This window comes from Pedobacter sp. AC190 (assembly GCF_979258025.1).
This window is the reverse complement of the sequence record NZ_OZ409824.1, coordinates 2,976,427-3,000,964: the sequence shown is the minus strand read 5'-3', so window position 1 is coordinate 3,000,964 and position 24,538 is coordinate 2,976,427. Positions and strand designations below refer to the sequence as shown.

Below are 24,538 nucleotides of genomic sequence, written 5' to 3'. Positions count from 1 at the left end.
TAATGATTAATAAGCTGAGATAATCTGTAACCAACTAAATCTAATAATTAAAAGCATAAAAAAATCCTGCGAGACAAGTCAGGCAGGATTTCAGTTATAATTAGTTAATGATTATTCGTTCACAACACCCATCGCACAGAATTTATCAATTCTTTGTTCGATAAGTTTATCGGTTTTTAATTTACTTAAAGAAGCTAAATCCTTAAGAATATAGTCTTTTAAAGTTTGTCCCATTAATTCAGGGTCTTGGTGTGCACCACCTAATGGCTCTGGAATAATACCGTCGATTAATTTATTACCGAACATATCATCAGAAGTCAATTTCAAGCATTCTGCAGCCTTTTCTTTAAAATCCCAGCTTCTCCATAAAATAGAAGAACAAGATTCTGGAGAGATAACGGAATACCATGTATGCTCTAACATATAAACTCTATCACCAATACCAATACCTAAGGCACCGCCCGAAGCTCCTTCACCAACAACTACGCAGATAATTGGCACACGTAAAACCGACATTTCAAGTAAATTGCGGGCAATTGCTTCACCTTGACCACGCTCTTCTGCTTCTAGCCCTGGGTAAGCACCCATTGTATCAATAAAAGAAATTACTGGTTTATTAAATTTTTCAGCTAAACGCATTAAGCGTAAAGCTTTACGGTAACCTTCGGGGTTGGCCATACCAAAATTGCGAAACTGACGCTCTTTAGTATTTTTACCCTTTTGATGACCGATAACCATTACGGTTTGGCCGTTAATAGTTGCAAAACCACCGATAATTGCTTTATCGTCTTTTACTGTTCTATCTCCATGTAACTCAATAAAATCATCACAAATCATGCTGATGTAATCAAGCGTTTGTGGTCGATCTGGATGGCGGCTCATTTGAACCTTATTCCAGCCAGTTAAATTTTTATATAAGTTTTGGGTAGTTTCATCTAATTTACCATCAAGCTCGTCTAACGTGGCAGACATATCTACCTTAGTTTTTTCGGCAACTTGTTTAACCTTTTCTATCTGCTGAACTAAATCGGCAATAGGTTTTTCAAAATCGAATGATGTTTTTATCTGCTGCATAATTGGGTTACAAAAATAAGCAATTATTTTTAGTTTGCAGTTAACAGTTTTTTTTTGCCAATATTTTTGATTCCGATAAATGAAATGTATAACTCAAAACTCACACAATCTTTATTGTTGGCCACGCTCTTCTCTATTCATAATTATAATAATCATGCATTAATAATAGCGAACAATTTCTTGCAAACAGATGATTATTTTCGATGATTTTCTGCTTTCCTTTGCGACATAATTTAAACATCATGGTTAATTACAGCGAAATTTTCAACGAGCAAGGAATGGATTATCAAACCTACCGTACTTTGATCGATCAACTTCTTTTAGAGGGGAAAGCAACGGGCGATGTATCTTATGATTTGCACTACACTAAAATGAATGTGCAAAGGATGAGCCGCGTTGATAAGACTGTTAACTTAATTGATGAATTAACATCAACTATCGATGCTCTTAAAGAGGATTATAAGTTTTTAGTAATTACTGAAGGCTGGTGTGGCGATGCTGCTCAAATTGTTCCAGTATTTAATAAAATTGCAACTGCCTCTTTAGGTAAAATTGATTTAAGATTTGTTCTTCGCGATAAAAACCTGCCTTTAATTGATGCGCATTTAACGAATGGTGGCAGAGCAATTCCTGTTCTTTTAGTTTTAAATGAAACTGCCGATAAAGTTTTAGTTAGTTGGGCACCAAGACCACAGGTTTTGCAAGAACTTTTAAAAGAGTGGAGAAAAGAAACTTCTGATATGACCATCTTATCCGAAAAACTTCACAGCTGGTATGCTAAAGATAAAACGCAAAGTACACAAGCAGAATTAAATAAACTTTTAAAAAGCTTAGTTGCCTAACGAGCTTGCTGCGGGCCAGTAATCGGAAGCTGTGGTTAAAAGTGAGAAAGTGGCATTTGGTAAAAAGAAAGGCATTCTTTCCGTTTGCTCAGATTTATCATCATGACCATACGCTGCTATTGAATCAAAATCATCTTTCCATATAAATGATGAGTTTTTTCATACCCAAAGTTTAAAAACCATTTCGCTGGCAGCCAAAGTATTTCATTAATCAACAGAAACGGTCAATCCTTCTTGTTGAAGAATTTTGCGATAAACCTCCATTTCAGTAAATGAACCTTCTAAAACAGGGCATTTTCCGTCATTATGTACTTTCCAGGCAATTTTTTCTGCCTGAGATTCGTTATAATCTAAATACTTCATCATGCAGTAAATTACATGATCGAATGTATTTACATCATCATTCCACAAAATAAGGCGATGTACGGTTTTAATAGAAGTTAGAATTTCTTCGAGCGTAAAGGTCTCTTCTTTGGTTTCTGTAGACATGCCGCAAAAATAACTATTTTTATGTAAGATGTAATAGGTTAAATGGAAGATGGTTGCGATTATTAGTTACACTTATATACATTTTCAATCCAACCTTGCACATCTTCCCTCCGTTTTAATACATTTGTTAACCAAATATTAATTTAATATGCACCAATCTAAAATTGCAGGAATCGGATATTACGTTCCAAAAAATGTATATACAAACAATGATTTAAGTCGTTTTATGGAAACCAGCGACGAATGGATTCAGGAGCGTACAGGAATTAAAGAACGTCGTTTTGCAGATAGAAATGAGGAAACTACAACCACTATGGGTATTGAGGCTGCTAAAATTGCAATCGAACGGGCTGGCATCACAGCAAAGGATGTAGATTTTATTGTATTTGCAACACTTAGCCCCGATTATTATTTCCCAGGTTGCGGTGTTTTATTACAGCGTGAAATGGGTATGGGAGAAATTGGCGCCCTAGATATTCGTAATCAATGCTCAGGATTTGTGTATGCACTTTCGGTAGCCGATCAGTTTGTAAAAACTGGTATGTATAAAAATGTTCTGGTTGTTGGAAGCGAGAAACATTCTTTCGCCATGGATTTCGAAACAAGAAGCAGAAATGTATCTGTAATTTTTGGGGATGGTGCAGGAGCCGTAGTTTTACAACCAACAGATGAACCTGGCAAAGGGATTTTAAGTACTCATTTACATAGTGATGGAGCTGATGCCGAAATTTTGGCAATGTACTACCCTGGTTCTCATGCAAATAAATGGATGAAAGATAAACCCGCCTTCCCCGATCAGGAATTAGGAGGTTTGTTTATGACGCCAGAGATTTTAGAAAGCAATGCAATGTTGCCTTACATGGATGGCCCATCAGTTTTTAAAAAAGCAGTTGTTAAATTTCCAGAGGTAATAAAAGAAGCGTTAGCTGCCAATAATTTAACCGAAAAAGATATTGATATGTTGGTGCCGCATCAAGCTAATTTAAGAATAAGTCAATATGTACAACAATTGCTCGGCTTAAAAGATGACCAGGTTTTTAACAATATTCAGAAATACGGAAATACCACCGCAGCATCAGTTCCAATTGCTTTATGCGAAGCTTGGGAAGCTGGGAAAATAAAAGATGGTGACTTAGTTTGTTTGGCGGCTTTTGGATCAGGTTTTACCTGGGCAAGTGCGCTAATTAGATGGTAATTTCGGTTTTAGTAACTAAATTTTGACATTTCGTGTAAAATAACTGGAATTCAGTTATTTAATACTTAATTTTATTTTGTTTCTAAAGAGATTTTATGGCGATAGAGGTTTACTCTGGAAATTTCGGGACAAAAGAACTAAATCATTTACTAAAACGCACTTTATTTGGCGCAAAAAGAAGTGATATAAATTCGCTTGTTGGTCAATCTGTATCTCAGGTTGTCGATTTATTATTGAAAGATTTACCCCTTCCAAATCCACCAGTTAATAATTACAATGACGCCAATTATACAGATGCAAATGTTTTAGCTGGGCAAACCTGGGTAAATGCAATTTATACCGATGGAACAGCAAACAGTCGCCGTGTTGCCTCGTTTAAAGCTTGGTGGGTAACCCAAATGCTTAATCAGCCGATCTCATTAAGAGAAAAGATGACCCTCTTTTGGCATAATCATTTTTCTACTGAAGCTGATACAGTTGATGATGCCCGATACATTTACAAACACAATAATTTACTCAGAAGCCTGGCCTTTGGCAATTTCAAAACACTAACCAAACAGGTAACTATCGACCCCGCAATGGTGCGTTATTTAAATGGTTATGCAAGTACAAAGGCTGCCCCAGACGAAAACTACGCAAGAGAATTACAAGAGCTTTTTACTTTAGGAAAAGGCCCAAATTCGAAATATACCGAAGCCGATGTTAAGGCTGCTGCACGTGTACTAACGGGTTACACGCTGGATGGTACAAATATTACATCCGTATTTAATACTTCGAGGCACGATACTACCGACAAACAGTTTTCATCATTTTATGGTAACAAGTTAATTAAAGGCAGAACGGGCCTAGATGGCGCAAATGAAGTTGATGATTTGCTAGATATGATTTTTACTCAGGCGGAAGTGAGCAAATACATTTGCCGCAGGCTATATCGCTTTTTTGTTTATTATGATATTACTGCTGATGTAGAATCAAATATAATTACACCCTTAGCCGAAATTTTCAGGACAGCCAATTATGAAATTAAACCTGTTCTTAAAGCTCTGTTAACCAGTAATCATTTTTTCTTACCCCAAACCAGATCTTGCAATATTAAAGCACCTGTAGATTTTGTAGTCGGTTTAGCCCGCGAATTTGAAATTGTTTTTCCTGATGCTACTGATTATGTAAATGTTTACTACATGAGCGATTATTTGCGCAGCACAGCGTCTAATCTCCAACAAAATCTTGGCGATCCGCCGAATGTTTCTGGCTGGCCAGCCTATTACCAAACCCCACAGTTTTACGAACTTTGGGTAAATTCGGATACCTTACCAAAACGGAATGTTTTTACCGATAGATTTATAAGCACAGGTTATACCCGAAACAGTAAAAAAATAGTTATAGATCCAATAGCTTATACCTCAAAATTCAGTAAGCCCGAAGATCCAAATATTGTTGTTGATGAATCACTTGCACATCTTTATACCATTGATGTAAGCGCCGATGTAAAGAAGTTTTTAAAAAGCATTTTACTTAGTAATCAGGTTAACGACGCTTATTGGACGACAGCTTGGCAAGATTATAAAGCAGCACCAACTACAGCTAAAACAGCTATTGTACAAACTCGTTTACAAGAGTTTTATAAATATATTATGAACCTTGAAGAATATCAGTTATCATGAAAAGACGGGAATTCTTAACCAAGGCAATGCCTGCAGGAGTAGTTCTTCCCTCCTTAATTGGAGGCTTTTCATTGAAAGCGTTTGGCGCTTCAAGCTTGTTATCGGCGATTACGGCTGCAAATCAAGAAACCGATCATGTTTTGGTTATTATTCAGCTAAATGGTGGTAACGACGGGTTGAATATGATTCTTCCTTTGGATCAATATGATAATTTAACATTGGCCCGCCCGAATATTATTCTTCCAAAAAATAAAATTATAAAACTCACAGGTTACAATACTGGAATTCATCCATCAATGTCGGGTTTGGCGGGATTATATGATGATGGAAAAGTTCAGGTTATCCAATCAGTAGGTTATCCGCAACCGAATTTCAGTCATTTCAGAGCAACCGATATTTGGCTTTCCGCATCAGATTCTGATCAAACTATAGAAAGTGGTTGGGCTGGAAGATATTTGAGTAATGAGTACACCAATTTTCCAATTGGCTATCCAAATACAGTAATGCCCGATCCGTTGGCTATCCAAATTGGCTCGTTTATTTCACCTGCATTCCAAGGGCCATCTGTAAATATGGGCATGGCAATATCCGATCCTGTCAATTTTTACAACTTGATAAATGGCATTCAATCGCCTGCACCGAACACCAATGCAGGAAAGGAATTAACCTACATCAGACAAGTTTCTCAACAAACCCAACAATATGCCTCGGTAATAAAAACAGCTGCAGGGAAAGTGACCAAACAAGGGGTTTATCCTACAAATAATTCCTTAGCCGACCAGCTCAAGGTTGTGGCCAGATTAGTTGCAGGTGGATTAAAAACCCGCCTTTACATGGTTAATATTGGTTCTTTTGATACACATGCTGCTCAGGTAAACACAGGCTCCACTGAAACAGGTACCCATGCGATACTGCTTCAAAAGGTGAGTGATGCCATTAAAGCATTTATGGATGACTTGAAAGGTTTAGGTGCTTCTAAGCGAGTTGCTGGCATGACCTTTTCTGAGTTTGGAAGGCGGATAAAATCCAATGCCAGTAACGGAACCGATCATGGTGCTGCTGCGCCTTTAATCGTTTTTGGTGATGCCATTCAGGGCGGTGTATTAGGCAAAAACCCAACAATTTCTGCCACAACTTCGGTAAATGATAATATCCCTATGCAATACGATTTTAGGTCGGTTTATGCTACATTGTTAGAGAAATGGTTTTGCGTTGATAAGGCAACTCTTTCAGCTGTAATGTTAAAAGATTTTCAATCTCTACCACTTATTCAGGCGAGTACAAATTGTATGTCTACCAGTTTGGCGCAAGCCAATCATTTAAGTGGCGAAAGTTTAATTTCCAATTACCCAAATCCATTTACCACATCTACTACTATAAAATACTCATCAAGAGGTGGTCACGTTTTAATTCAGGTGTTTAATACGATGGGCAAATTAATGTCGACAGTAGTAGACAACGTTAAAGAAGAGGGCACATATAATATCAATTTCGAAAATCAACATTATTCACCTGGAGTATATTATGCCCGTTTTCAAAATGGCGAATTGCAACAAGTTCGAAATATGCTCATCGTAGCCTAATTTAAAAATCGATACCTTTGTGCTTAATCTCCTCATTTCTTTGTGGAGATAATTTGATACTCAATCTGATAAAAAATGAAATTTAAGCTGGGTGATTTTGTGCGTTTCGTTGATGAAAAACGTGAAGGCTATGTTACTAAAATTATTGATGCACAAACTTTGGGTGTTACTGATGAAGACGGCTTTGAAATTCCCGTTGCAGTAAGCAATCTAACATCCGTGCACGGACATGGGGTTGTTGCAGAAGAAACTGATACACCAAAGCCTATTCAGGTTAATATACCAAGTTTAAGTAAAATAGAAAATGGAATTTATGTTGCCGTTGCTACTGATGATAAGGCGGGTAATGTTGTTCATTTCCATTTGCAAAATCAATCTGCTAATGTTTTATTGGTAAGCTTAACAACCGAAAGAAAAGAAAAATATGCAGGTTCTTTTTATGGTATTCTAGAAGCTTATCAAGCTAAATTAGTTTATTCTGCATCGCTTGCCGATTTAGATATCTGGCCAGAATTTACCTTTCAAGTTTTATTATTCAGCAAAGCTGATGTTAAACCCGCTGAACCTTTAGTAATTAAGAAGAAGTTTAGAGCAAAGGATTTTTCTTCAGAACAAAAGGAACTGCCACAACTAAAAAATAAGGGTTGGTTAATTCGTTTAGATGAATTGTCAATGGTTGCTATTGATGCTCAGAAATTAAAAGAAAGCTTTTTTAAATCGCCTGCCGAAAAGAAAACTGTTGATGCCCCATCAAAGGAAATTGATTTACATATTGAAAAACTAAGAGATGATCATCATTTTTTAGAAGCAGATGAAATATTGCAGATTCAGTTATCTCATTTTCAAAACACTTTAGATGCAGCAATTGTTCACCATTTCGATAAAATGATTTTTATTCATGGCTCTGGCAATGGAACTTTGAGAGATAAAATTCACAAACTAATAAGCAAAAACCCTCATATCAAAACGTATATGGATGCAAGAAAAGAGAAGTTTGGTTATGGAGCAACAGAAGTGGTTTTTAAATAGAAAGATTGTTTATCAGTTTACTCTTTTACTTGGCAAAAAATGCGCATTAAAAGTTTTTAGCCAATATTAATTCGTCTGTTAATCTACTTACAAGGCATATATTTCGTGTTGTTAAAAAAAAGTTAAAATTTCTTTAGGAAAAAGTAAACTTTTTAGGCACTGATATATAAAAGCCAAATAATAATGATTGATAGAAGTCAATTCGATGCAGAAGACTTTCTTGTAGATAGCACTTTCCAGCAATTTTGCGCTGGAACTGATAAGCTGTGTGTTGAATATTGGGAGAAGTATATTTCGGCTCACCCAGAGCAGGCAAAGGTTATTGCCGAATCAAAAAGATTATACTTTATTTTAAGCGGGAACAAACGTCCTTTAAATAATCAGCTTGAATTATTGAAGCAGAATTTCGACACCGAAAAGAAAAATTTTAAACTTAATAGAAATTACAACTGGTTAAAAATAGCCGCGGCTATATTTTTAGTTGCGAGTATTGGTTTCCTGTACGAAAACTATAAAACTAAAAAAGATATACTGGTTGCATCCGTGGCTCAAACTTTTTCGACAAAAAGCGGAGAAAGAAAAAAAATCACGCTTTCTGATGGTTCGACAGTTTTACTTAACGCAAAAAGTTCTATTTCAATAAGTGCAACGTTTAACGAAACAAATCGAGAAGTTATTTTAAATGGTGAGGCTTATTTCGATGTTGTTCATAATAAGGATAAACCTTTTAAGGTTCATACAAACGAATTCAACATTAATGTATTGGGCACGGCTTTTAATGTTAGGGCTTATTCTGATGAAATTTCATCGGAAGCTACATTAATTAGAGGTTTAATTACCATGGAAGCCGTTAATGGAAATGGTGGTACAATTACATTAAAGCCAAGCCAGAAGGTAACTTTTTATAAAAACGTTATTGTTGAAGAAAAAAAGAAAGTTTTAAAACCTGCTAAAATCAGTCCTGAGATTACCATAAACCACTATACTTTAATAAAAGATAGCACAATTGTAGAAACGGCCTGGACTCAAAACCGAATTGAAATTTATGATCAGGATTTCGACGAAATCCAAGGCGTTTTAGAAAAATGGTTTAATGTTAAAATCAAATTTGCTGATCCTGAAATAGAAAAATATCGTTTTACGGCAACATTTAGCCAAGAAAGTATTGAACAGGTTTTATCAGCCTTACAGAAAGTAGAAAATTTTAAATATGAAATAAAAGGAAATCAAGTAATCATCTCGAAGTAAGAGAAAAAAAGGACGGTGTTGGCGCACCGCCCCTTAAAAGTTCTTCTTTGATTAATCAATGGCAGTTTATGCGCAAACAGATTGCTGCCAACTAATTATGCAACCAAAAAAAACAAAAATATGATTTATTATTACTTATTGCAAGGGCATCCAAAATACAGGAGGCTTTTAAAATTCATTATGCTAATGAAACTAACCTGCATCATGGTTTTCATTACCTGCCTTAATGTTTCTGCATCGGTTTTTTCTCAGGAAAAAATTTCTTTAGATGTAAAGAAAACAAAACTAGCCAGGGTTTTACAGATTATAGAACAGCAAAGCAGCTATCATTTTGTTTACAGCTCTTCTTACGTTCCTGTTAATAAGGATGTAAGTATTACTGTAACCAATATTCCTGTTACTGATGTGCTATCAACCATCTTAAACAGAACCAATTTAAAATATTCAGTTTCTGATGGTGGTTTAATTGTTATTAGCAGAAACAAGGAAGTTCCAGTTTCAGGAACTGTAAAGGATGCACAAGGCGGATCTTTACCTGGAGCAACAGTAAGGGTAAAGGGAACGGCTATTGGTACCTCATCAGATGTGAATGGCAAGTTTACCTTAAATGCGCCAGAAAATGCGGTATTAGTTGTTTCTTACGCTGGATTTCAAACCAAAGAAATTTCTATAGGTACGCAAACATCGATTGATGTTGTATTGGCTGAAGATACCAAGCAACTTACCGATGTTGTGGTTACAGCCTTAGGTATAAAAAAGGAAAGAAGAGCTTTGGGTTATTCGGTAACACAAGTTGGAGGCGAAACCTTAACTCAAGCCCGTGAAAATAATATTACCAATTCATTAGTAGGTAAAGTTGCAGGTTTAGATATTGCTGGAACTTCTGGTGGTGCAGGAGCTGCAACAAACGTAACCATACGTGGCGTATCTAGTTTAGGCTCATCAAGTCAGCCCTTATATGTTGTAAATGGTATCCCGATGGAAAGTGCACCAGTTGGTTTTGGTAGTACAATCGGAATTGGCAATAATGGTGGACAATACGATAATGCACCAGATTTAGGAGATGCGATTAGTAATTTAAATCCTGATGACATCGAAAGCATTTCGGTATTGAAAGGCGCTGCCGCTTCTGCGCTTTATGGTAACCGGGCAAAAGCAGGTGTAATTTTAATAACCACTAAAAGTGGAAAAGGAAATAGTATAGAATTTAGCAGTAATTATGTTGCTGAACAGGTAATGGACAGAACAAACTGGCAATATGTTTATGGCCAGGGCGTAAATGGCATTAAACCGACTACACAATTAGCCGCAGCATCAACAGGTAGTTCGAGTTGGGGAGCTAAATTAGATGGCAGCAATGTTATTCAGTTTGATGGGGTAAGCAGACCATATAGTGCCCAAGAAAACAATATCGAAGATTTCTACAGAACTGGAGGAAGCTGGACTAATACACTAGCTTTGAATAAATCATTTACTGGCGGTGTAATTCGGTTATCTGCTAGCGATTTAACTAATAAATCTGTTGTCCCAAATTCGGGTTTAGATAGACAAAATTTTACCTTATCTGGTACTTTCGATCCGATTAAAAATTTGGTGATTGATGCTCGCATGAACTATATTTTAGAGCAGGCTAACAACAGACCAATGCTTTCAGATGGTGCTGGTAATGCTAACTATAATGCAGCGTTTCTGCCAACAAGTGTAAATATTGCAACTTTACAACCAGGTAAAAATCCTGATGGAAGCGAACTTTCTTACAATACTGGTAATCCTTATGCAACAAACCCTTGGTTTGCAGCTAACGACTTTATTCATAACACCAAAAGAGAGCGTTTATTAAGCTCGTTCAGTGCTAAATACACTTTCGATAATGGATTGTTTTTACAAGGTAGAGCTGGTAGAGATTCGTACAACGATAGCTATATTGCTGTAACACCTTCTGGAACAGCTTATGATGCAGATGGAGGATATACTGAACAAAACAGTAAATTCTCTGATATTAATATTGATGGTTTAGTTGGTAAATCTTTTAAAGTAGCTGATTTCTCTATTACACCTAATATTGGAGCAAGTTATCGCCGAACAAAAAGCGAGGCGGTTACAAACGGAGGTGCTTCTTTCCAATTATTTGGTATCTATACTTTAGCGAATACTGGTGGTAAATCGGTTTCTGCCTATAAACAAGATCAAGAAACTCAATCCGTTTACGGAACTTTAGAGCTTGCTTATAAAGATGTTCTATACTTAACTGGAAGTGCCCGTTCGGATTGGTTTTCTACATTGGCTACACCTGGAAAAGACAATAAACTTAATGTAATCTATCCTTCAGTAAGTGGTTCATTTGTTTTTTCTGAATTGTGGAAACCATCATTCTTAAGCTTTGGTAAATTAAGAGCTGGTTACGCAATGGTTGGACAAGCGACTATACCTTTTCAAACTCAGCTTTATTACAATTTACGTAGCGAATCTATTAATAATAACCCATTGGGTAACATCGTAAACTCTTCTATACCAAATTCATCATTAAGAGCATCAAAAGCAACAGAGTTGGAAATTGGTACTGAAATGAAATTTTTTAAAGATAGATTGAGTTTAGATTTTACTTGGTATAATAAAAAATCTACTGATGAGATTCTTCCTGTTCCCACCTCAACAACTACAGGATACAGTGGAGCTGTGTTAAATATCGGTAAACTTAGAAATAAAGGAGTAGAAGCTTTGGTTTCTGGCGTTGTTCTAAAAACAGATGATTTCAACTGGACATCTAGTATAAACGGGTCTTACAACGACAACAAAGTTATTACGCTTGCACCAGGAACTGCATCTCAACTTTTGGCAACATCAAGAAGTAATGTAGGTTTCTTGCAGAATTTAGAAGGTATGGCTATCGGACAAGTTATGGCTTATGATTTCTTATATGATGCAAGTGGTAACATTGTGAAGGATACCAATGGCGCACCACAAAGAGGGGAATTAAAAGCTTATGGTTCTGCATACAATAAATGGGCCGCTGGCTGGAATAACGAATTCAGTTATAAGGGCGTAAATCTTTCTTTCTTAATTGATGGTAAATGGGGCGGAAAAATCTTCTCTGCGACAGATTATTATGGCTACATTTTTGGCTTGCACCAGGCAACGCTCGAAAATCGTGATGCTTTAGGTGTTAATGCTGCTAACTATTACAGCACTTACGCTAATAATGTATCAAAACAGTTCGTTCAGGATGCGAGTTTTATCAAATTCAGACAGGTGATACTTGGTTATAATTTCCCAGCTAAAATGTTTAACAATAAGATTAAGGGCTTAAACGTAAGTTTTGTGGGGCGTAATTTATTTATCCTGATGAAGAAAACAGATAATATAGATCCAGAATCGAGTTATAATGCAACTATTCCAGGTATGGAATTAGGTGGTGTGCCACCAGTACGTACATACGGTTTAAATTTAAGTGTTAAGTTATAATCTTTTAAACGAATTGAAAATGAAAACGATCATAAAATTATACGTACCACTTTTATTATCTGGCTTAGTCATGATATCTGGGTGTACAAAAGACTTCCAAAAAATAAATACCGATCCTGTATCTGTGAGTCAGGAACAATATAATCCAAATTACTTATTATCTACAGCACAGTTAACATATACTGGCAGTACAGATTTTGCATACGAAACCTGGAGGGGAAATCTAATTTATGCATCTACAATGATGCAAGGTTTATCATCTGTAATTGGTTATTGGGCTGGTGATAAATACATGTTGAATGAGGGTTATACCGCCGCTTATTGGGAAAAGGCATATCCAGATCAGGTAAAATATGCGGTTGATTTAGTTGAGCTTACCAGAGGTAAAGCACAATACAACAATGTTCATCAAATGGGTAGAATCTGGAAAGCATTAATTTTCGAGAGACTAACTGATTTATATGGCGACATACCTTATTCTGATGCAGGAAAAGGCTATTATTCGGCAATTCTTTATCCTAAATACGATGCTCAACAAGCAATTTATACCGATTTATTAAAAGAAGTAGATGAAGCTTCTACCGCTTTAAATGCATCGGGCGATGTAGTTAGTGGCGATTTGGTTTTTGCTGGCGATGTTGCTAAATGGAAACGTTTTGGAAATAGTTTGATGTTGCGTATGGCAATGCGTTTAACCAAGGCAGATGCTACGCTTGCTCAAACCTACATTACAAAAGCAGTTGGAAAAACAATGACCAGCGATGGCGATAATGCAATTTTTAAGCACGACGCTAATGGTGGTCGTGTTACACAAAACAGGAATGCACAGGTTCTATTGGGCGACGGTGGACAAGAAAATTATTATACCAGATGGAGCAGTACTTTTATTAATTACTTAAAAACGAATAACGATCCGCGCTTAAGTAAAATTGCAGTAACCAAATTATATTTAACTGATGCAACGAAAGTTCAAAATCCTGCATTTGTTACTACAGCAGCTGTACAAAAAGGTATGCCAAATGGAAAAGACTTAAGTGGCATTGCTGGTAGAGATGTACGTCAGGATGCTTCCTACACTGATTTTACCGATTATTCTTCACCACACCCAGGCATGCTAAAAAGAGATGGAAATACTTTCATCTTAACTTATGCAGAAAGCGAATTACTTTGGGCCGAAGCTGCACAGCGTTATGCTATTGGCGGTTCAGCGGCAACGCATTACAATGCTGGTGTAACTTCTGCAATGACTTATTTATCTCAATATGATGCTAATATGGCGGTAAATGCAAGCGATGCGGCAACGTATTTAGCTGCACATCCCTATGTAGCCGCAAATGGATTAGAAATGATTGCTACACAGTACTGGGCACATACCATCACCATGTTAGATTTTTACGAAACATGGTCTAACTGGCGAAGAACTGGCTTACCTGCTTTAGTTCCAATTGTATATCCAAATACAAATACAGGCGGTTCAATTCCACGTCGTTTTCCTTATCCGTTAGGCGAAGGTGTATCAAATGCTGCAAACTATAAAACAGCTTCAGCTGCGGTTCCAGGCGGAGATAAACTTGTTGGAAAAGTTTGGTGGGATAAATAATACTTCAAAACACACATATTTTAAAACGGCATTGCATAAAGCAATGCCGTTTTTTTATGGTAACATTTTCAATGTTTTTTTGAATAGCAAAAGCTTTAGTTTGATATTTATAATCCAAATCCAAACTAAATGAAAATTAAACTCCTACTCACTGCAGGCTTATTCGCAGGCCTTTTTGCCCACGCACAGCAAACACCCAGAAGAACCCCTGCTAAAGAAACTACCACAACATCTCAGGTAACCATTAAAGAAGAGCCAAAACCAACAGGTAATGAGCGGGCTTTAAAGGTAGAAAGTGCTGTAATTACGAATCACTCCGTTAATATTGATGGTAAATCGGTTCCATATAAAGCCACAACTGGAACCCTGCCTGTGTGGGATGAAGATGGTAAACCGATTGCTGGTTTATTTTATACTTATTACGAAAGAACCGACGTTCAAAATCGCGATAAAAGACCATTAGTAATTTCTTTTAACGGTGGCCCTGGTTCGGCATCTGTTTGGATGCACATTGCTTACACTGGTCCTGTTGTTTTAAATATCGATGATGAAGGTTATCCTGTTCAGCCTTATGGCTACAAAGAAAACCCATATTCTATTTTAGATGTTGCCGATATTGTTTACATCGACCCAGTTAACACAGGTTATTCAAGAGCTATAAATAAAGACATCCCGACTAATAAATTCTTTGGTGTACGTGCCGATATCAAATATTTAGCCGAGTGGATTAACACTTTCGTTACCCGCAACAATCGTTGGGCATCACCTAAGTTTTTAATTGGCGAAAGTTATGGTACAACCCGTGTTTCTGGTTTGGCATTAGAACTACAAAATAGCCAATGGATGTATTTAAACGGTGTTGTTTTGGTTTCTCCAACAGAATTAGGCATTGAGCGAGGCGGCCCAGTTGATGCAGCTTTACGCCTACCCTATTTCGCGGCTACAGCTTGGTACCACAAAGCCTTACCAGCAGATTTACAATCGAAAGATTTAACAGCAATGTTGCCTGAAGTAGAAAGTTTCACCATAAACGAAGTTATTCCCGCAATTTCTCAGGGGGGAATGTTAAGTGCCGATAAAAAGAAAGCTATTGCGGCAAAAATGGCCCGCTACTCAGGCATCTCCGAAAAAGTGTTTTTAGATTATAACCTCGATGTGCCAACTAATTTTTTCTGGAAAGAATTATTAAGAGATAAAGGTTTTACGGTTGGCCGCTTAGATTCTCGCTATAAAGGTATCGACAAAATGACCGCTGGAGATGGCCCTGATTACAATGCAGAACTTACTTCTTGGTTACACTCTTTTACGCCTGCAATTAATATGTATATCAGAAACGAGCTGAATTATAAAACAGATTTAAAATATAACATGTTTGGTTCGGTTTACCCTTGGGATAACTCTGGGAATAAAACAGGCGACAATTTAAGACAAGCTATGGCGCAAAACCCTTATCTACATTTATTGGTACAATCGGGTTATTACGATGGCGCTTGCGATTATTTTAATGCAAAATACAGCATGTGGCAATTAGATGCTGCTGGCAAATTGCAAGATAGAATGAGTTGGGAGGGTTATCGCAGCGGACACATGATGTATCTGCGTAAAGAAGATTTAAAAAATTCTAATAACCACATCCGCGATTTCATTAAAAAGGCATTGCCAAAAGCTGGCGAAGCGGCGAAGTTTTAAGGATTTATCGATTTTAAGATGATGGTGAGAAGGATTTCCATTTCCTTAAATATACGAGAATCCTTTATTGAAACTTATAATTTGTAGCGCAAAAACAGTACAACTATTACCGTTCGTCCTGCTTTGCGCTATATTTTTTGCTTTAGTCTTAGCTCGAAAACCCTTTCAAAGCAAAAAATGCCGCTTCAATCAGGGCTATTTAACTCAGGTATTTGCAAATCCCCTCAATTTGTACAAACCTGTGTAATCAAAAACACAACTGCCGAAACCAAAAAGTACAGAAATTTACTTTAAAAATTAAGCTTCCATCAACTTGCTTACATGTTGCGTAAGTGCTACAAAATCTGCAACGGTTAATTGTTCTGCCCTTTTTTCGAAGTAAATATGATTATCCATTTTATCTTTTGGCATTACAGCCGAAACTGCATTTCGCAAAGTTTTTCTGCGTTGATTAAAACCAGCTTTAACTACACGCCAAAATAGTTTTTCATCGCAATCCAATGTTTCCACCTCGTTTCGGGTTAAACGAATTATAGCCGAATGAACTTTTGGTGGTGGATTAAATGTTCCAGGCTTTACTGTAAACAAGTATTCGATTTTGTAATAAGCTTGAAGAAAAACGCTTAAAATACCATAGTCTTTCGTTCCCGCTGGCGAAGCGCAACGTTGCGCAACTTCTTTCTGAAACATACCAACCATTTCGACAACCTTATGGCGATTATCTAAAATTTTAAATAAAATTTGTGAAGATATGTTGTAAGGAAAGTTACCAATAATGGCAAAATGGCCAGGAAAAGTATCGTCAAAATTCATTTTAAGAAAATCGCCATTTATTAAACGATCGCCCAACTGAGGATATCTCTCATTCAGAAAGTGATAAGACTCCGTATCTATATCAATAAGGTAAGTTTGTAAATCCTCGCGTTGCAGCAAAAAATCAGAAAGAATACCCATTCCAGGGCCAACTTCCAAAACCTGATTATACTGATCGGTACGCACCAAACTTTCTACAATGCGCTTAGCAATGCCTTTATCGGTTAAAAAATGCTGTCCTAAATGTTTCTTTGCTTTTACTAAACTCATATCACCCCAAACCCCTAAAGAGGCTTTAAAATTTAAAATTACTAGCAAAGATAGGCTTATTATTCCTTTGCGAATAACTTCGTGTTCTTTACGGTTTCATTTTTTTTAAAGTCTTTAATCGAAAATCAGTAATTTGCGCTAAAATTTTCCAGTAATTATGAGCAATAAACTTAAAATTGGCATCAGTATAGGCGACGTGAACGGCATAGGTTTAGAGGTAATCATCAAAACATTATCCAACCCTGCAATTTTAAATTATTGCACACCAATTGTTTACGGCCACACAAAGGTTTCTTCCTTCCACAGAAAGGCAAATAATCTTGGCGATTTCAGTTTTAATGTAATTAATCACGCTAATCAAGCGCAGCTTAAAAAAGCAAATATGATTAATTGCTGGGAAGAAGATGTTAAAATAGAGCTGGGGCAGGTAACCGAAACAGGCGGAAAATATGCGCTTTTATCATTAGAAAGAGCTACAGCCGATTTGGTAAATGGCGATATCGATGCTCTGGTTACGGCTCCGATCAATAAACACAACATACAATCAGAAACCTTTGCTTTTCCAGGTCACACCGAATATTTGCAAGAAAAAAGTGGCAGTAAAGATGTATTAATGTTCTTAATCAGCGAAAATTTAAGGGTTGGTGTAGTTACTGGCCATATTCCAGTTAAGGATGTTCCGACAAATATTACCAAAGAAAAAATTCTCAGCAAGCTAAGACTGATTAATGATAGTTTAAAAAAAGATTTTTGGATTGAAAAACCGAAAATTGCCGTTTTAGGTTTAAATCCACACGCAAGCGATAATGGTTTATTAGGAGCGGAAGAAGCTGAAATTATTACTCCAGCAATTCAAGAAGCTTACGATAAAGGCATGATGGTTTTTGGCCCATACCCTGCAGATGGCTTTTTCGGAAACGGAAGCTACAAAAAATTCGATGCGGTATTGGCTATGTACCACGATCAGGGTTTAATCCCTTTCAAAACATTGGCTTTTCACAATGGCGTTAATTATACGGCTGGCTTAAATTTCGTGCGCACCTCTCCCGATCATGGCACAGGGTACGATATCGCAGGTAAAGATCTAGCCGATTCAACCTCATTTACCGAAGCTTTATTTTCGGCAATTCATATTGTTAAAAATCGTAGAGAGCAAGAGGAAATGTTAAGCGGTCAGTTGCGTACGGGTGGCAAAGTTGTAGAAACACAGTTCGATATTAAAGACGATGCTTCTTAGGCAGAAAGATTAAAGCCTAAGGCCAAACTTAACTGTTCAAAGATTTCTTAGGTGTAAAATAATTTGTAAAGCAAGTACAGTATTCCATTGGCTGCATCAGTCCTGCTATGCGTTACAATCTTTTTTAACTTCTGTCATTCTGAGGTACGAAGAATCTGTTTCATCGCTTGCAAATGCTTCGTACCTCAGCATAACAGCACACTCAAGGTTACTGCAATCAAAAAAGTATTTCCACTTCTATCAGGTTTATTTTTATTAAAATTGTACATCAAATAAAAAATGAGCGGCACCAGCAATACTAAATTTGTACTTCCAATCATCGTTATTTCGCAATTTCTTTGCACTTCCTTGTGGTTTGCAGGTAATGCAGTTCTGCCCGATATAATTAAAAATTTTCCCGCCGAATTAAATCTTTTAGCCAATTTAACCAGTATGGTTCAATTCGGTTTTATAGCTGGAACTTTAGTGTTTGCTATATTCGCCATATCCGATATTTTCGCCCCATCAAAGGTTTTCTTCGTTTGTGGTATCGCCGCTTCCATATTTAATTTAGGGATTTGCCTGGAGTTTTCTGATGTTAATTTATTGCTTTTATTCCGCTTTTTAACTGGCTTCATGCTTGCAGGAATTTATCCTGTCGGAATGAAAATTGCATCCGACTATTTTAAAGATGGCTTAGGCAAATCTTTAGGCTTTTTAGTCGGCGCTTTGGTTTTAGGCACCGCATTCCCACATTTATTAAAAACTTTTACTGCAGATTTTCCATGGAAATATGTAATCTACGCAACTTCAACACTATCATTAATTGGAGCAAGTTGTGTTTTCTTTTTAGTACCCAACGGGCCATTCAGAATGGCAGGACAAAAATTCGATTTTAGTGCCTGTTTAAGCGGATTTAAGAACATTAATTTCCGTTCAGCAGCATTTGGCTATTTCGGGCACATGTGGGAATTATACACGTTTTGGGCTTTCTTACCAGGAATACTTCTGCTTTACAAAAATACGCATCATCTGGATAAACTAAACGTTTCCTTATTTGCGTTTTTAATTATTGCATCGGGCGGCTTATCTTGTATGCTTGGAGGATTACTTTCTCAAAAGTTTGGAGCAAAAAAAATTGCAACTATGGCACTTTCTTTATCAGGTTTATGCTGCTTACTTTCTCCAATATTTCTTTTTGCCGATTCGGTTTATATCTTTTTCATGTTTTTATTTATCTGGGGTTTAGCCGCAACCGCCGACTCACCACTTTTTTCCTCATTAGTGGCCAAAAATGCGCCAGATCATTTAAGAGGAACCTCACTTACTTTAGTTAATTGTATTGGTTTTGCAATTACAATCGTGAGTATTCAGTTACTAAATATTTTATCAAAGGAGATGAATTCGCATTATCTTTATATGGTTTTGGCAATCGGTCCGATTTTAGGGCTTTGGGCTTTATTAAAGAGAGCCTAAGAATTCGATTAATTGACCATAGGGTTTTCTTTTCTCATTGTCGAATCAATAAAATTCCTGAACTTTAAATAAACCAAAGGAAAACGAGTAAAACATTAGTTTAGCATTTGCTTCTTAGATTAATTTATAGTGATACACACTTTATTCATATGCAAAATACACTATCACCAGTCATAAAACCCGAAGATTTAACCTGGTTAAATCAGGATGAAGAAATAGTAATTATCGATGCCAGTGCTGGCTCAAAAACCAGGTATGATGAACAACATTTAACTGGAGCCTTATTTGTTGATGTGAATGAGGATTTGGCTGCCATCGGTGATTTCGCTGTTGGCGGTCGTCATCCACTACCATCCTTTGAGCAATTTGCCACCGTTTTACAGAAACTCGGAATCACAAAAGATACACTTGTTATTGTTTACGACGATAAAAACGGTGGAAATGCTGCCGCTAGATTATGGTGGATGTTGCGGTCTATCGGGCACGAAAAAGTTCAGGTAATAGATGGAGGATTTCAAGCTGCTGTAAAAGCAGGTTTTCCTACAACAGGAAAAGCTGAAAATCCTAAATCGGTTGGCGTTTATCATATAAAATCGTGGAATCTGCCTTTATCAAATATTGATGAAGTAGAAAAAGTTGCAAAAACCAATGAATATTTAGTTATTGATGTGCGAGATGCAAATCGTTACGCTGGTTTAACAGAACCCATTGATTTAATTGCAGGTCATATTCCTGGTGCAACGAATCTTCCATTTACTGAAAATCTGGATGCCGATGGTCGTTTTTTGGCCCCAGAAATACTTAGAGAGAAATACACCGAAGCTTTGGCTTATGTTAAGCCAGAAAATGTAATTGTACATTGTGGCTCGGGGATTACTGCTTGCCATACGCTTTTAGCTTTAGATTATGCAGGTTTACCAATCCCGAAGCTTTATGTTGGCTCTTGGAGTGAATGGAGCAGAAACAATAAAGAAATGATTTTGGCGTAATTATATGAATATAAGCAAATTAGCCCTCTTGTTTCTGCTTACGATGTTCAGCAAGACACTACACTCACAATCACAAGTATTACACCCAAAAACTGGTTCAGCTATTTATATAAAGAGTTCTAGAATTACAGATGAAAATGCTTTCAATCGAACTTCTGAAGTATTTGTAAATCGTTTCCTTGACACTCTAAAGAAACAGTTCATAGCAGATAAATACAATATTAACGGAGATGTTGATACAAGTAAGGTGGCAAATACTATTGAACAACTTAAAGATATTTTGCCTCAAGAATTGTTCAGATCCGACATTAGCGAAAAAAATATTGATGATTTTGAAAATGACAAAGTAAGAAGTTATAGAATAGATCAACAGGATAAAAAAGAGCTTTTTCGTTACAATATTTCAGATGGGCGAGTTTACAATAGTTTTAATTCAGAAGAAATTATAGATTATTTCACCGCTGAGAAAGTCTTTTTTTTAAAAGAATTACCAGCGGAGAGAAAAAATATTAAAGGGTATGATTGTTATAAAGTGATTTATAGATTTCATGAGCAATATTCTGATTCAGAAATTCCGACTCCTGATGTGAAAAATGAGAGAGTACTATGGGTAACAGATAAAATAATTTCACCGTTTCATTCCATTGTAAGGTCTAAACAGATCTTATCAAAATATTATCCCTTGGAAATAATCGACAAAATAATTGATGTAAATGGTTTCGAAACAAGTTACGTTATCGAGAGTATAAGTTTTAAATAAGAAATCTACATATATCGTTAGACGAAAGCGGATGACAATCTGAGTAATCGAGTGAGCATCGAGGTTGTTAAAACTTCCTATATTTCAATTTAAAACCGATTAAACTGATTCTCAAAAATTTATAATATAAGCTGTTCGATTAAAAAACGATGCTGATAACATCAACAATTTTTAAAAAACATTTTTTATCTAATTATTTTATACCTACATTTGCAGGCTAAAATTTTACAGTACTTTGAACCCGCTAAAAGAATTTTCAGTACCGTTTACCGGATTAAAATTGGGATCTCATCAGTTTGATTATGAGCTTGATGATGCCTTTTTTAATGCTTTCGAGTACTCTTTAATTAAAAGCGGAAACTTAAAAGTTAACCTGGAACTTGAGAAACAAGAAACCATGTTGCTTTTAAAATTTAAAGTTATTGGCACAGTAAATTTAGATTGCGATAAATGTTTATCGGAGTTTCCGTTGCCAATAAATTTGTACGAAAGACAAATTGTAAAATTTGCAGGAGATGACTTAGAAAGTGATGACGAAGAAATTATCTCGCTAAGCCGTAAAGAAACTGCGATTGATATATCGAAACCGTTATACGAAATGATTAACGTAGCGGTGCCTTATATTAAAAACTGTGAGCAAGCTAACAAAGAATGTGATCAGGAAATGATTAATCGTTTAGAGAATTTATCTATCGATAATCAGCACGAAGAAAATGAACAAAATAGCGACCCACGTTGGGAAGCACTTAATAAGTTAAAAAAATAATTAGATTATACACCAATGGCACATCCAAAACGGAAAATCTCGAAACAGAGAAAAAATAAAAGAAGAACACACTACAAAGCAGTGACTCCTTCTTTAGCAACATGCTCAGCAACAGGTGCTATCCACGTACCTCACCGTGCATACAACGTTGATGGTAACCTATACTATAATGGTAAATTGGTTATCGAAAATACTCAAATCGGGTAATTTTCTTAAAAAATTGTTTGTGTTTTCAGCGGCTTTAGTCATACCTTAGTCAACTGAAAATTTTAGGATTTTACCTAATCTAACACAAACAGATTTTTTCTATGAAAATAGGCCTCGACATAATGGGCGGAGACTATGCTCCCAAAGCAATTGTTTTGGGAGCAATAGCAGCTCATCAATCGCTAAACGCTGGAGAACATTTAGTTCTAATTGGCGATACCGAACAGATTAAACCAATTCTTGCAGAAGAAGGTTTTAATCCAGATCATTTTGAATACGTTCATACTGATGAAGTAATTGGTATGGGCGAACATCCCACAAAAGCAATTGTTCAGAAACCTAATTCGAGCATAGCAGTTGGTTTTAACCTTTTAAAAGAAGGTAAGATCGATTCGTTTGCAAGCGCAGGTAATTCAGGAGCAATGTTAGTTGGCGCTGTTTTTAGCGTTAAAACTATCCCGGGCATTATCCGCCCATGTTTATGTTCAATTCTTCCGAAACTTAAAGGCGGCACAGGCTTACTTTTAGATGTTGGCGCTAATGCCGATTGCAAACCAGATATTCTATTACAATTTGGCGTTTTAGGTAGTTTATATGCAGAAAATTTATTGCAGATAAACGATCCAAGAGTTGCTTTAATGAATATTGGCGAAGAAGATGAAAAGGGAAATATGCTAAGCATGGCTACTTTTCCGTTAATGAAGGATACCAAATTATTCAACTTTGTAGGTAACGTAGAAGGACGTGATTTATTTAACGATAAATCGGATGTTATTGTTTGTGATGGTTTTACTGGAAACGTAATGCTTAAATTAGCAGAATCTTTTTATGTTATTACCATTAAAAAAGGATTGAAAGATGAGTTTTTCGATCGTTTTAATTATGAACAATACGGCGGCAGTCCAGTTTTAGGTGTTAACGCTCCTGTTGTTATCGGACACGGAATTTCTAGTCCTTTAGCAGTTAAAAATATGGTTCTTCAATCTAGAGAAATGATTACTACGGGATTGATTGAAAAAATTAGAATTGCATTTAAATAATTTATTAAAATGAGTAAAATTCACGCTGCTATTACGGCAGTAAATGGTTACGTCCCCGACTATGTGTTAACAAACACAGAGTTAGAAACTATGGTTGATACTTCGGATGAATGGATTACTAGCAGAACGGGAATTAAAGAACGTAGAATTTTAAAAGGTGAAGGTTTGGGTACTTCGGATATGGCAGTACATGCGGTAAACGGCTTACTTAAAAAGAGAGGCATCGATGCAAAAGAAATTGATTTAATTATTTTTTGCACAACTACCCCTGATTTTACTTTCCCTGCAACGGCAAACGTTTTAGCCGATAAAATCGGAGCAACAAATGCATGGGGTTACGACTTACAAGCAGCGTGTTCAGGTTTTATTTTCGGTCTTTCAACAGGTGCTTCGTTTATCGAATCGGGCAGACATAAAAAAGTATTGGTAGTTGGTGGCGATAAAATGTCTTCAATTATTAATTACGAAGATCGTACAACTTGTATAATTTTTGGTGATGGCTGTGGTTGCGCTTTATTAGAACCAAACGAAGAAGGTTTAGGCATTCAGGATTCAATTTTAAGAACCGATGGTTCTGGCAGAGATTTCTTAGGCATGAAAGCTGGAGGTTCTGTTCAACCGGCAACACACGAAAGCATCGATGCAAAATTACACTATGCACACCAAGAAGGACCAACTGTATTCAAATTTGCCGTTACAAATATGGCAGATGTTGCTGCAGAAATTATGGAACGTAACAGTTTAACATCTGATGATATTGCCTGGTTGGTACCTCACCAAGCTAATAAGCGTATTATCGATGCAACAGCAAATCGTATGGGTGTAACTACCGATAAGGTTATGATTAACATTGAACGTTACGGAAATACAACCAACGGAACCATTCCATTATGTTTATGGGAATGGGAAAGCCAGCTTAAAAAAGGCGATAACATTGTGTTAGCAGCGTTTGGCGGTGGTTTTACCTGGGGATCTATTTACCTTAAATGGGCGTACAATAGTTAGTTTTTAGTTGATTGATGAGGTTCTCAATAATTGAAAATCTTTCAAACAACAAAGAAGCCAAACACCCAAATAACAAAAAATAAAACAAAAAAAGTATAACTTAGTTAATTCAATAAACACT

General features: G+C 36.4%; 20 protein-coding genes. 17 read left to right on the top strand and 3 right to left on the bottom strand.

Annotation, left to right across the window (positions count from 1 at the left end):
• Positions 1–111 precede the first annotated feature (111 nt).
• Positions 112–1,074, bottom strand: a complete 963-nt coding sequence (locus tag ACZZZI_RS13190) for an acetyl-CoA carboxylase carboxyltransferase subunit alpha (protein ID WP_316756099.1) — start codon at positions 1,072–1,074, stop codon at positions 112–114.
• Positions 1,075–1,316: 242 nt separating this feature from the next.
• Here ACZZZI_RS13190 and ACZZZI_RS13185 point away from each other — a divergent pair, with 242 nt between their 5' ends.
• Positions 1,317–1,916 carry a thioredoxin family protein gene (locus tag ACZZZI_RS13185; protein WP_463489641.1) on the top strand — a complete coding sequence of 200 codons (600 nt, stop codon included), beginning with the start codon at positions 1,317–1,319 and terminating at the stop codon, positions 1,914–1,916.
• Positions 1,917–2,123: 207 nt separating this feature from the next.
• On the opposite strand, the gene ACZZZI_RS13180 is transcribed toward ACZZZI_RS13185, so the two are convergent.
• Positions 2,124–2,405, bottom strand: coding sequence for an ATP-dependent Clp protease adaptor ClpS (locus ACZZZI_RS13180; protein WP_316756095.1), 282 nt, complete (start codon positions 2,403–2,405; stop codon positions 2,124–2,126).
• A gap of 148 nt (positions 2,406–2,553) precedes the next feature.
• Between ACZZZI_RS13180 and ACZZZI_RS13175 the strand changes: the two genes are divergently transcribed.
• From ACZZZI_RS13175 to ACZZZI_RS13140, 8 genes are all read left to right on the top strand, one after another.
• Entirely contained in the window at positions 2,554–3,600 is a 1,047-nt protein-coding gene (locus ACZZZI_RS13175) for a 3-oxoacyl-ACP synthase III family protein (RefSeq protein WP_316756093.1), read from the top strand.
• Positions 3,601–3,695: 95 nt separating this feature from the next.
• Positions 3,696–5,264 carry a DUF1800 domain-containing protein gene (locus ACZZZI_RS13170; RefSeq protein WP_344766778.1) on the top strand — a complete coding sequence of 523 codons (1,569 nt, stop codon included), beginning with the start codon at positions 3,696–3,698 and terminating at the stop codon, positions 5,262–5,264.
• Positions 5,261–6,847, top strand: a complete 1,587-nt coding sequence (locus ACZZZI_RS13165; protein WP_463489640.1) for a DUF1501 domain-containing protein — start codon at positions 5,261–5,263, stop codon at positions 6,845–6,847. Before ACZZZI_RS13170 ends, ACZZZI_RS13165 begins: the two co-directional genes overlap by 4 nt.
• Before the next feature lie 75 nt (positions 6,848–6,922).
• Positions 6,923–7,876 carry a Smr/MutS family protein gene (locus tag ACZZZI_RS13160; RefSeq protein WP_463489639.1) on the top strand — a complete coding sequence of 318 codons (954 nt, stop codon included), beginning with the start codon at positions 6,923–6,925 and terminating at the stop codon, positions 7,874–7,876.
• 183 nt (positions 7,877–8,059) lie between these two features.
• On the top strand, positions 8,060–9,124 hold the full coding sequence (locus tag ACZZZI_RS13155; protein ID WP_344766774.1) for a FecR family protein: 1,065 nt from the start codon (positions 8,060–8,062) through the stop codon (positions 9,122–9,124).
• Between the two features lie 186 nt (positions 9,125–9,310).
• A complete protein-coding gene (locus ACZZZI_RS13150) occupies positions 9,311–12,586 on the top strand; it encodes a SusC/RagA family TonB-linked outer membrane protein (RefSeq protein WP_316756080.1) in 3,276 nt (1,091 codons plus the stop codon).
• 19 nt (positions 12,587–12,605) lie between these two features.
• Entirely contained in the window at positions 12,606–14,186 is a 1,581-nt protein-coding gene (locus ACZZZI_RS13145; RefSeq protein ID WP_316756078.1) for a SusD/RagB family nutrient-binding outer membrane lipoprotein, read from the top strand.
• 129 nt (positions 14,187–14,315) lie between these two features.
• Entirely contained in the window at positions 14,316–15,875 is a 1,560-nt protein-coding gene (locus ACZZZI_RS13140; protein ID WP_316756076.1) for a S10 family peptidase, read from the top strand.
• Between the two features lie 297 nt (positions 15,876–16,172).
• Here ACZZZI_RS13140 and rsmA read toward each other — a convergent pair whose 3' ends face one another.
• Positions 16,173–16,958, bottom strand: a complete 786-nt coding sequence (gene rsmA / locus ACZZZI_RS13135) for a 16S rRNA (adenine(1518)-N(6)/adenine(1519)-N(6))-dimethyltransferase RsmA (protein ID WP_316756833.1) — start codon at positions 16,956–16,958, stop codon at positions 16,173–16,175.
• 157 nt (positions 16,959–17,115) lie between these two features.
• On the opposite strand from rsmA, the gene pdxA reads away from it, so the two are divergent.
• From pdxA to ACZZZI_RS13095, 8 genes are all read left to right on the top strand, one after another.
• Entirely contained in the window at positions 17,116–18,195 is a 1,080-nt protein-coding gene (pdxA, locus tag ACZZZI_RS13130) for a 4-hydroxythreonine-4-phosphate dehydrogenase PdxA (protein WP_316756074.1), read from the top strand.
• A 279-nt stretch (positions 18,196–18,474) separates the two neighbouring features.
• Positions 18,475–19,650 (top strand): MFS transporter, encoded by a 1,176-nt coding sequence (locus ACZZZI_RS13125; RefSeq protein WP_463489638.1) that lies wholly within the window; start codon positions 18,475–18,477, stop codon positions 19,648–19,650.
• Positions 19,651–19,799: 149 nt separating this feature from the next.
• Positions 19,800–20,639 (top strand): sulfurtransferase, encoded by an 840-nt coding sequence (locus tag ACZZZI_RS13120; RefSeq protein ID WP_463489637.1) that lies wholly within the window; start codon positions 19,800–19,802, stop codon positions 20,637–20,639.
• Positions 20,640–20,643: 4 nt separating this feature from the next.
• On the top strand, positions 20,644–21,399 hold the full coding sequence (locus tag ACZZZI_RS13115) for a hypothetical protein (protein ID WP_463489636.1): 756 nt from the start codon (positions 20,644–20,646) through the stop codon (positions 21,397–21,399).
• A gap of 235 nt (positions 21,400–21,634) precedes the next feature.
• Positions 21,635–22,165 carry a YceD family protein gene (locus tag ACZZZI_RS13110; RefSeq protein ID WP_316756066.1) on the top strand — a complete coding sequence of 177 codons (531 nt, stop codon included), beginning with the start codon at positions 21,635–21,637 and terminating at the stop codon, positions 22,163–22,165.
• A gap of 15 nt (positions 22,166–22,180) precedes the next feature.
• The gene (gene rpmF, locus ACZZZI_RS13105; RefSeq protein WP_025143959.1) at positions 22,181–22,372 is read left to right on the top strand and encodes a 50S ribosomal protein L32; all 192 of its coding nucleotides are present in this window, start codon (positions 22,181–22,183) and stop codon (positions 22,370–22,372) included.
• A gap of 101 nt (positions 22,373–22,473) precedes the next feature.
• Complete coding sequence (gene plsX, locus ACZZZI_RS13100) at positions 22,474–23,412, top strand: phosphate acyltransferase PlsX (protein ID WP_316756058.1); 939 nt, start codon at positions 22,474–22,476, stop codon at positions 23,410–23,412.
• A 9-nt stretch (positions 23,413–23,421) separates the two neighbouring features.
• Positions 23,422–24,417, top strand: coding sequence for a beta-ketoacyl-ACP synthase III (locus tag ACZZZI_RS13095; protein WP_316756056.1), 996 nt, complete (start codon positions 23,422–23,424; stop codon positions 24,415–24,417).
• The last annotated feature ends 121 nt before the right edge of the window (positions 24,418–24,538 follow it).

What these genes read in the sequence shown, in the direction of transcription:
- ACZZZI_RS13155 (WP_344766774.1), top strand. Translation starts at nt 8,060, where the DNA reads ATGATTGATAGAAGTCAATTCGATGCAGAAGACTTTCTTGTAGATAGC.
- ACZZZI_RS13140 (WP_316756076.1), top strand. Translation starts at nt 14,316, where the DNA reads ATGAAAATTAAACTCCTACTCACTGCAGGCTTATTCGCAGGCCTTTTT.
- ACZZZI_RS13095 (WP_316756056.1), top strand. Translation starts at nt 23,422, where the DNA reads ATGAGTAAAATTCACGCTGCTATTACGGCAGTAAATGGTTACGTCCCC.
- ACZZZI_RS13190 (WP_316756099.1), bottom strand. Translation starts at nt 1,074, where the DNA reads ATGCAGCAGATAAAAACATCATTCGATTTTGAAAAACCTATTGCCGAT.
- ACZZZI_RS13165 (WP_463489640.1), top strand. Translation starts at nt 5,261, where the DNA reads ATGAAAAGACGGGAATTCTTAACCAAGGCAATGCCTGCAGGAGTAGTT.
- ACZZZI_RS13160 (WP_463489639.1), top strand. Translation starts at nt 6,923, where the DNA reads ATGAAATTTAAGCTGGGTGATTTTGTGCGTTTCGTTGATGAAAAACGT.
- ACZZZI_RS13175 (WP_316756093.1), top strand. Translation starts at nt 2,554, where the DNA reads ATGCACCAATCTAAAATTGCAGGAATCGGATATTACGTTCCAAAAAAT.
- ACZZZI_RS13115 (WP_463489636.1), top strand. Translation starts at nt 20,644, where the DNA reads ATGAATATAAGCAAATTAGCCCTCTTGTTTCTGCTTACGATGTTCAGC.
- ACZZZI_RS13120 (WP_463489637.1), top strand. Translation starts at nt 19,800, where the DNA reads ATGCAAAATACACTATCACCAGTCATAAAACCCGAAGATTTAACCTGG.
- rsmA (WP_316756833.1), bottom strand. Translation starts at nt 16,958, where the DNA reads ATGAGTTTAGTAAAAGCAAAGAAACATTTAGGACAGCATTTTTTAACC.
- ACZZZI_RS13170 (WP_344766778.1), top strand. Translation starts at nt 3,696, where the DNA reads ATGGCGATAGAGGTTTACTCTGGAAATTTCGGGACAAAAGAACTAAAT.
- ACZZZI_RS13180 (WP_316756095.1), bottom strand. Translation starts at nt 2,405, where the DNA reads ATGTCTACAGAAACCAAAGAAGAGACCTTTACGCTCGAAGAAATTCTA.
- plsX (WP_316756058.1), top strand. Translation starts at nt 22,474, where the DNA reads ATGAAAATAGGCCTCGACATAATGGGCGGAGACTATGCTCCCAAAGCA.
- ACZZZI_RS13125 (WP_463489638.1), top strand. Translation starts at nt 18,475, where the DNA reads ATGAGCGGCACCAGCAATACTAAATTTGTACTTCCAATCATCGTTATT.
- rpmF (WP_025143959.1), top strand. Translation starts at nt 22,181, where the DNA reads ATGGCACATCCAAAACGGAAAATCTCGAAACAGAGAAAAAATAAAAGA.
- pdxA (WP_316756074.1), top strand. Translation starts at nt 17,116, where the DNA reads ATGAGCAATAAACTTAAAATTGGCATCAGTATAGGCGACGTGAACGGC.
- ACZZZI_RS13185 (WP_463489641.1), top strand. Translation starts at nt 1,317, where the DNA reads ATGGTTAATTACAGCGAAATTTTCAACGAGCAAGGAATGGATTATCAA.
- ACZZZI_RS13150 (WP_316756080.1), top strand. Translation starts at nt 9,311, where the DNA reads ATGAAACTAACCTGCATCATGGTTTTCATTACCTGCCTTAATGTTTCT.
- ACZZZI_RS13145 (WP_316756078.1), top strand. Translation starts at nt 12,606, where the DNA reads ATGAAAACGATCATAAAATTATACGTACCACTTTTATTATCTGGCTTA.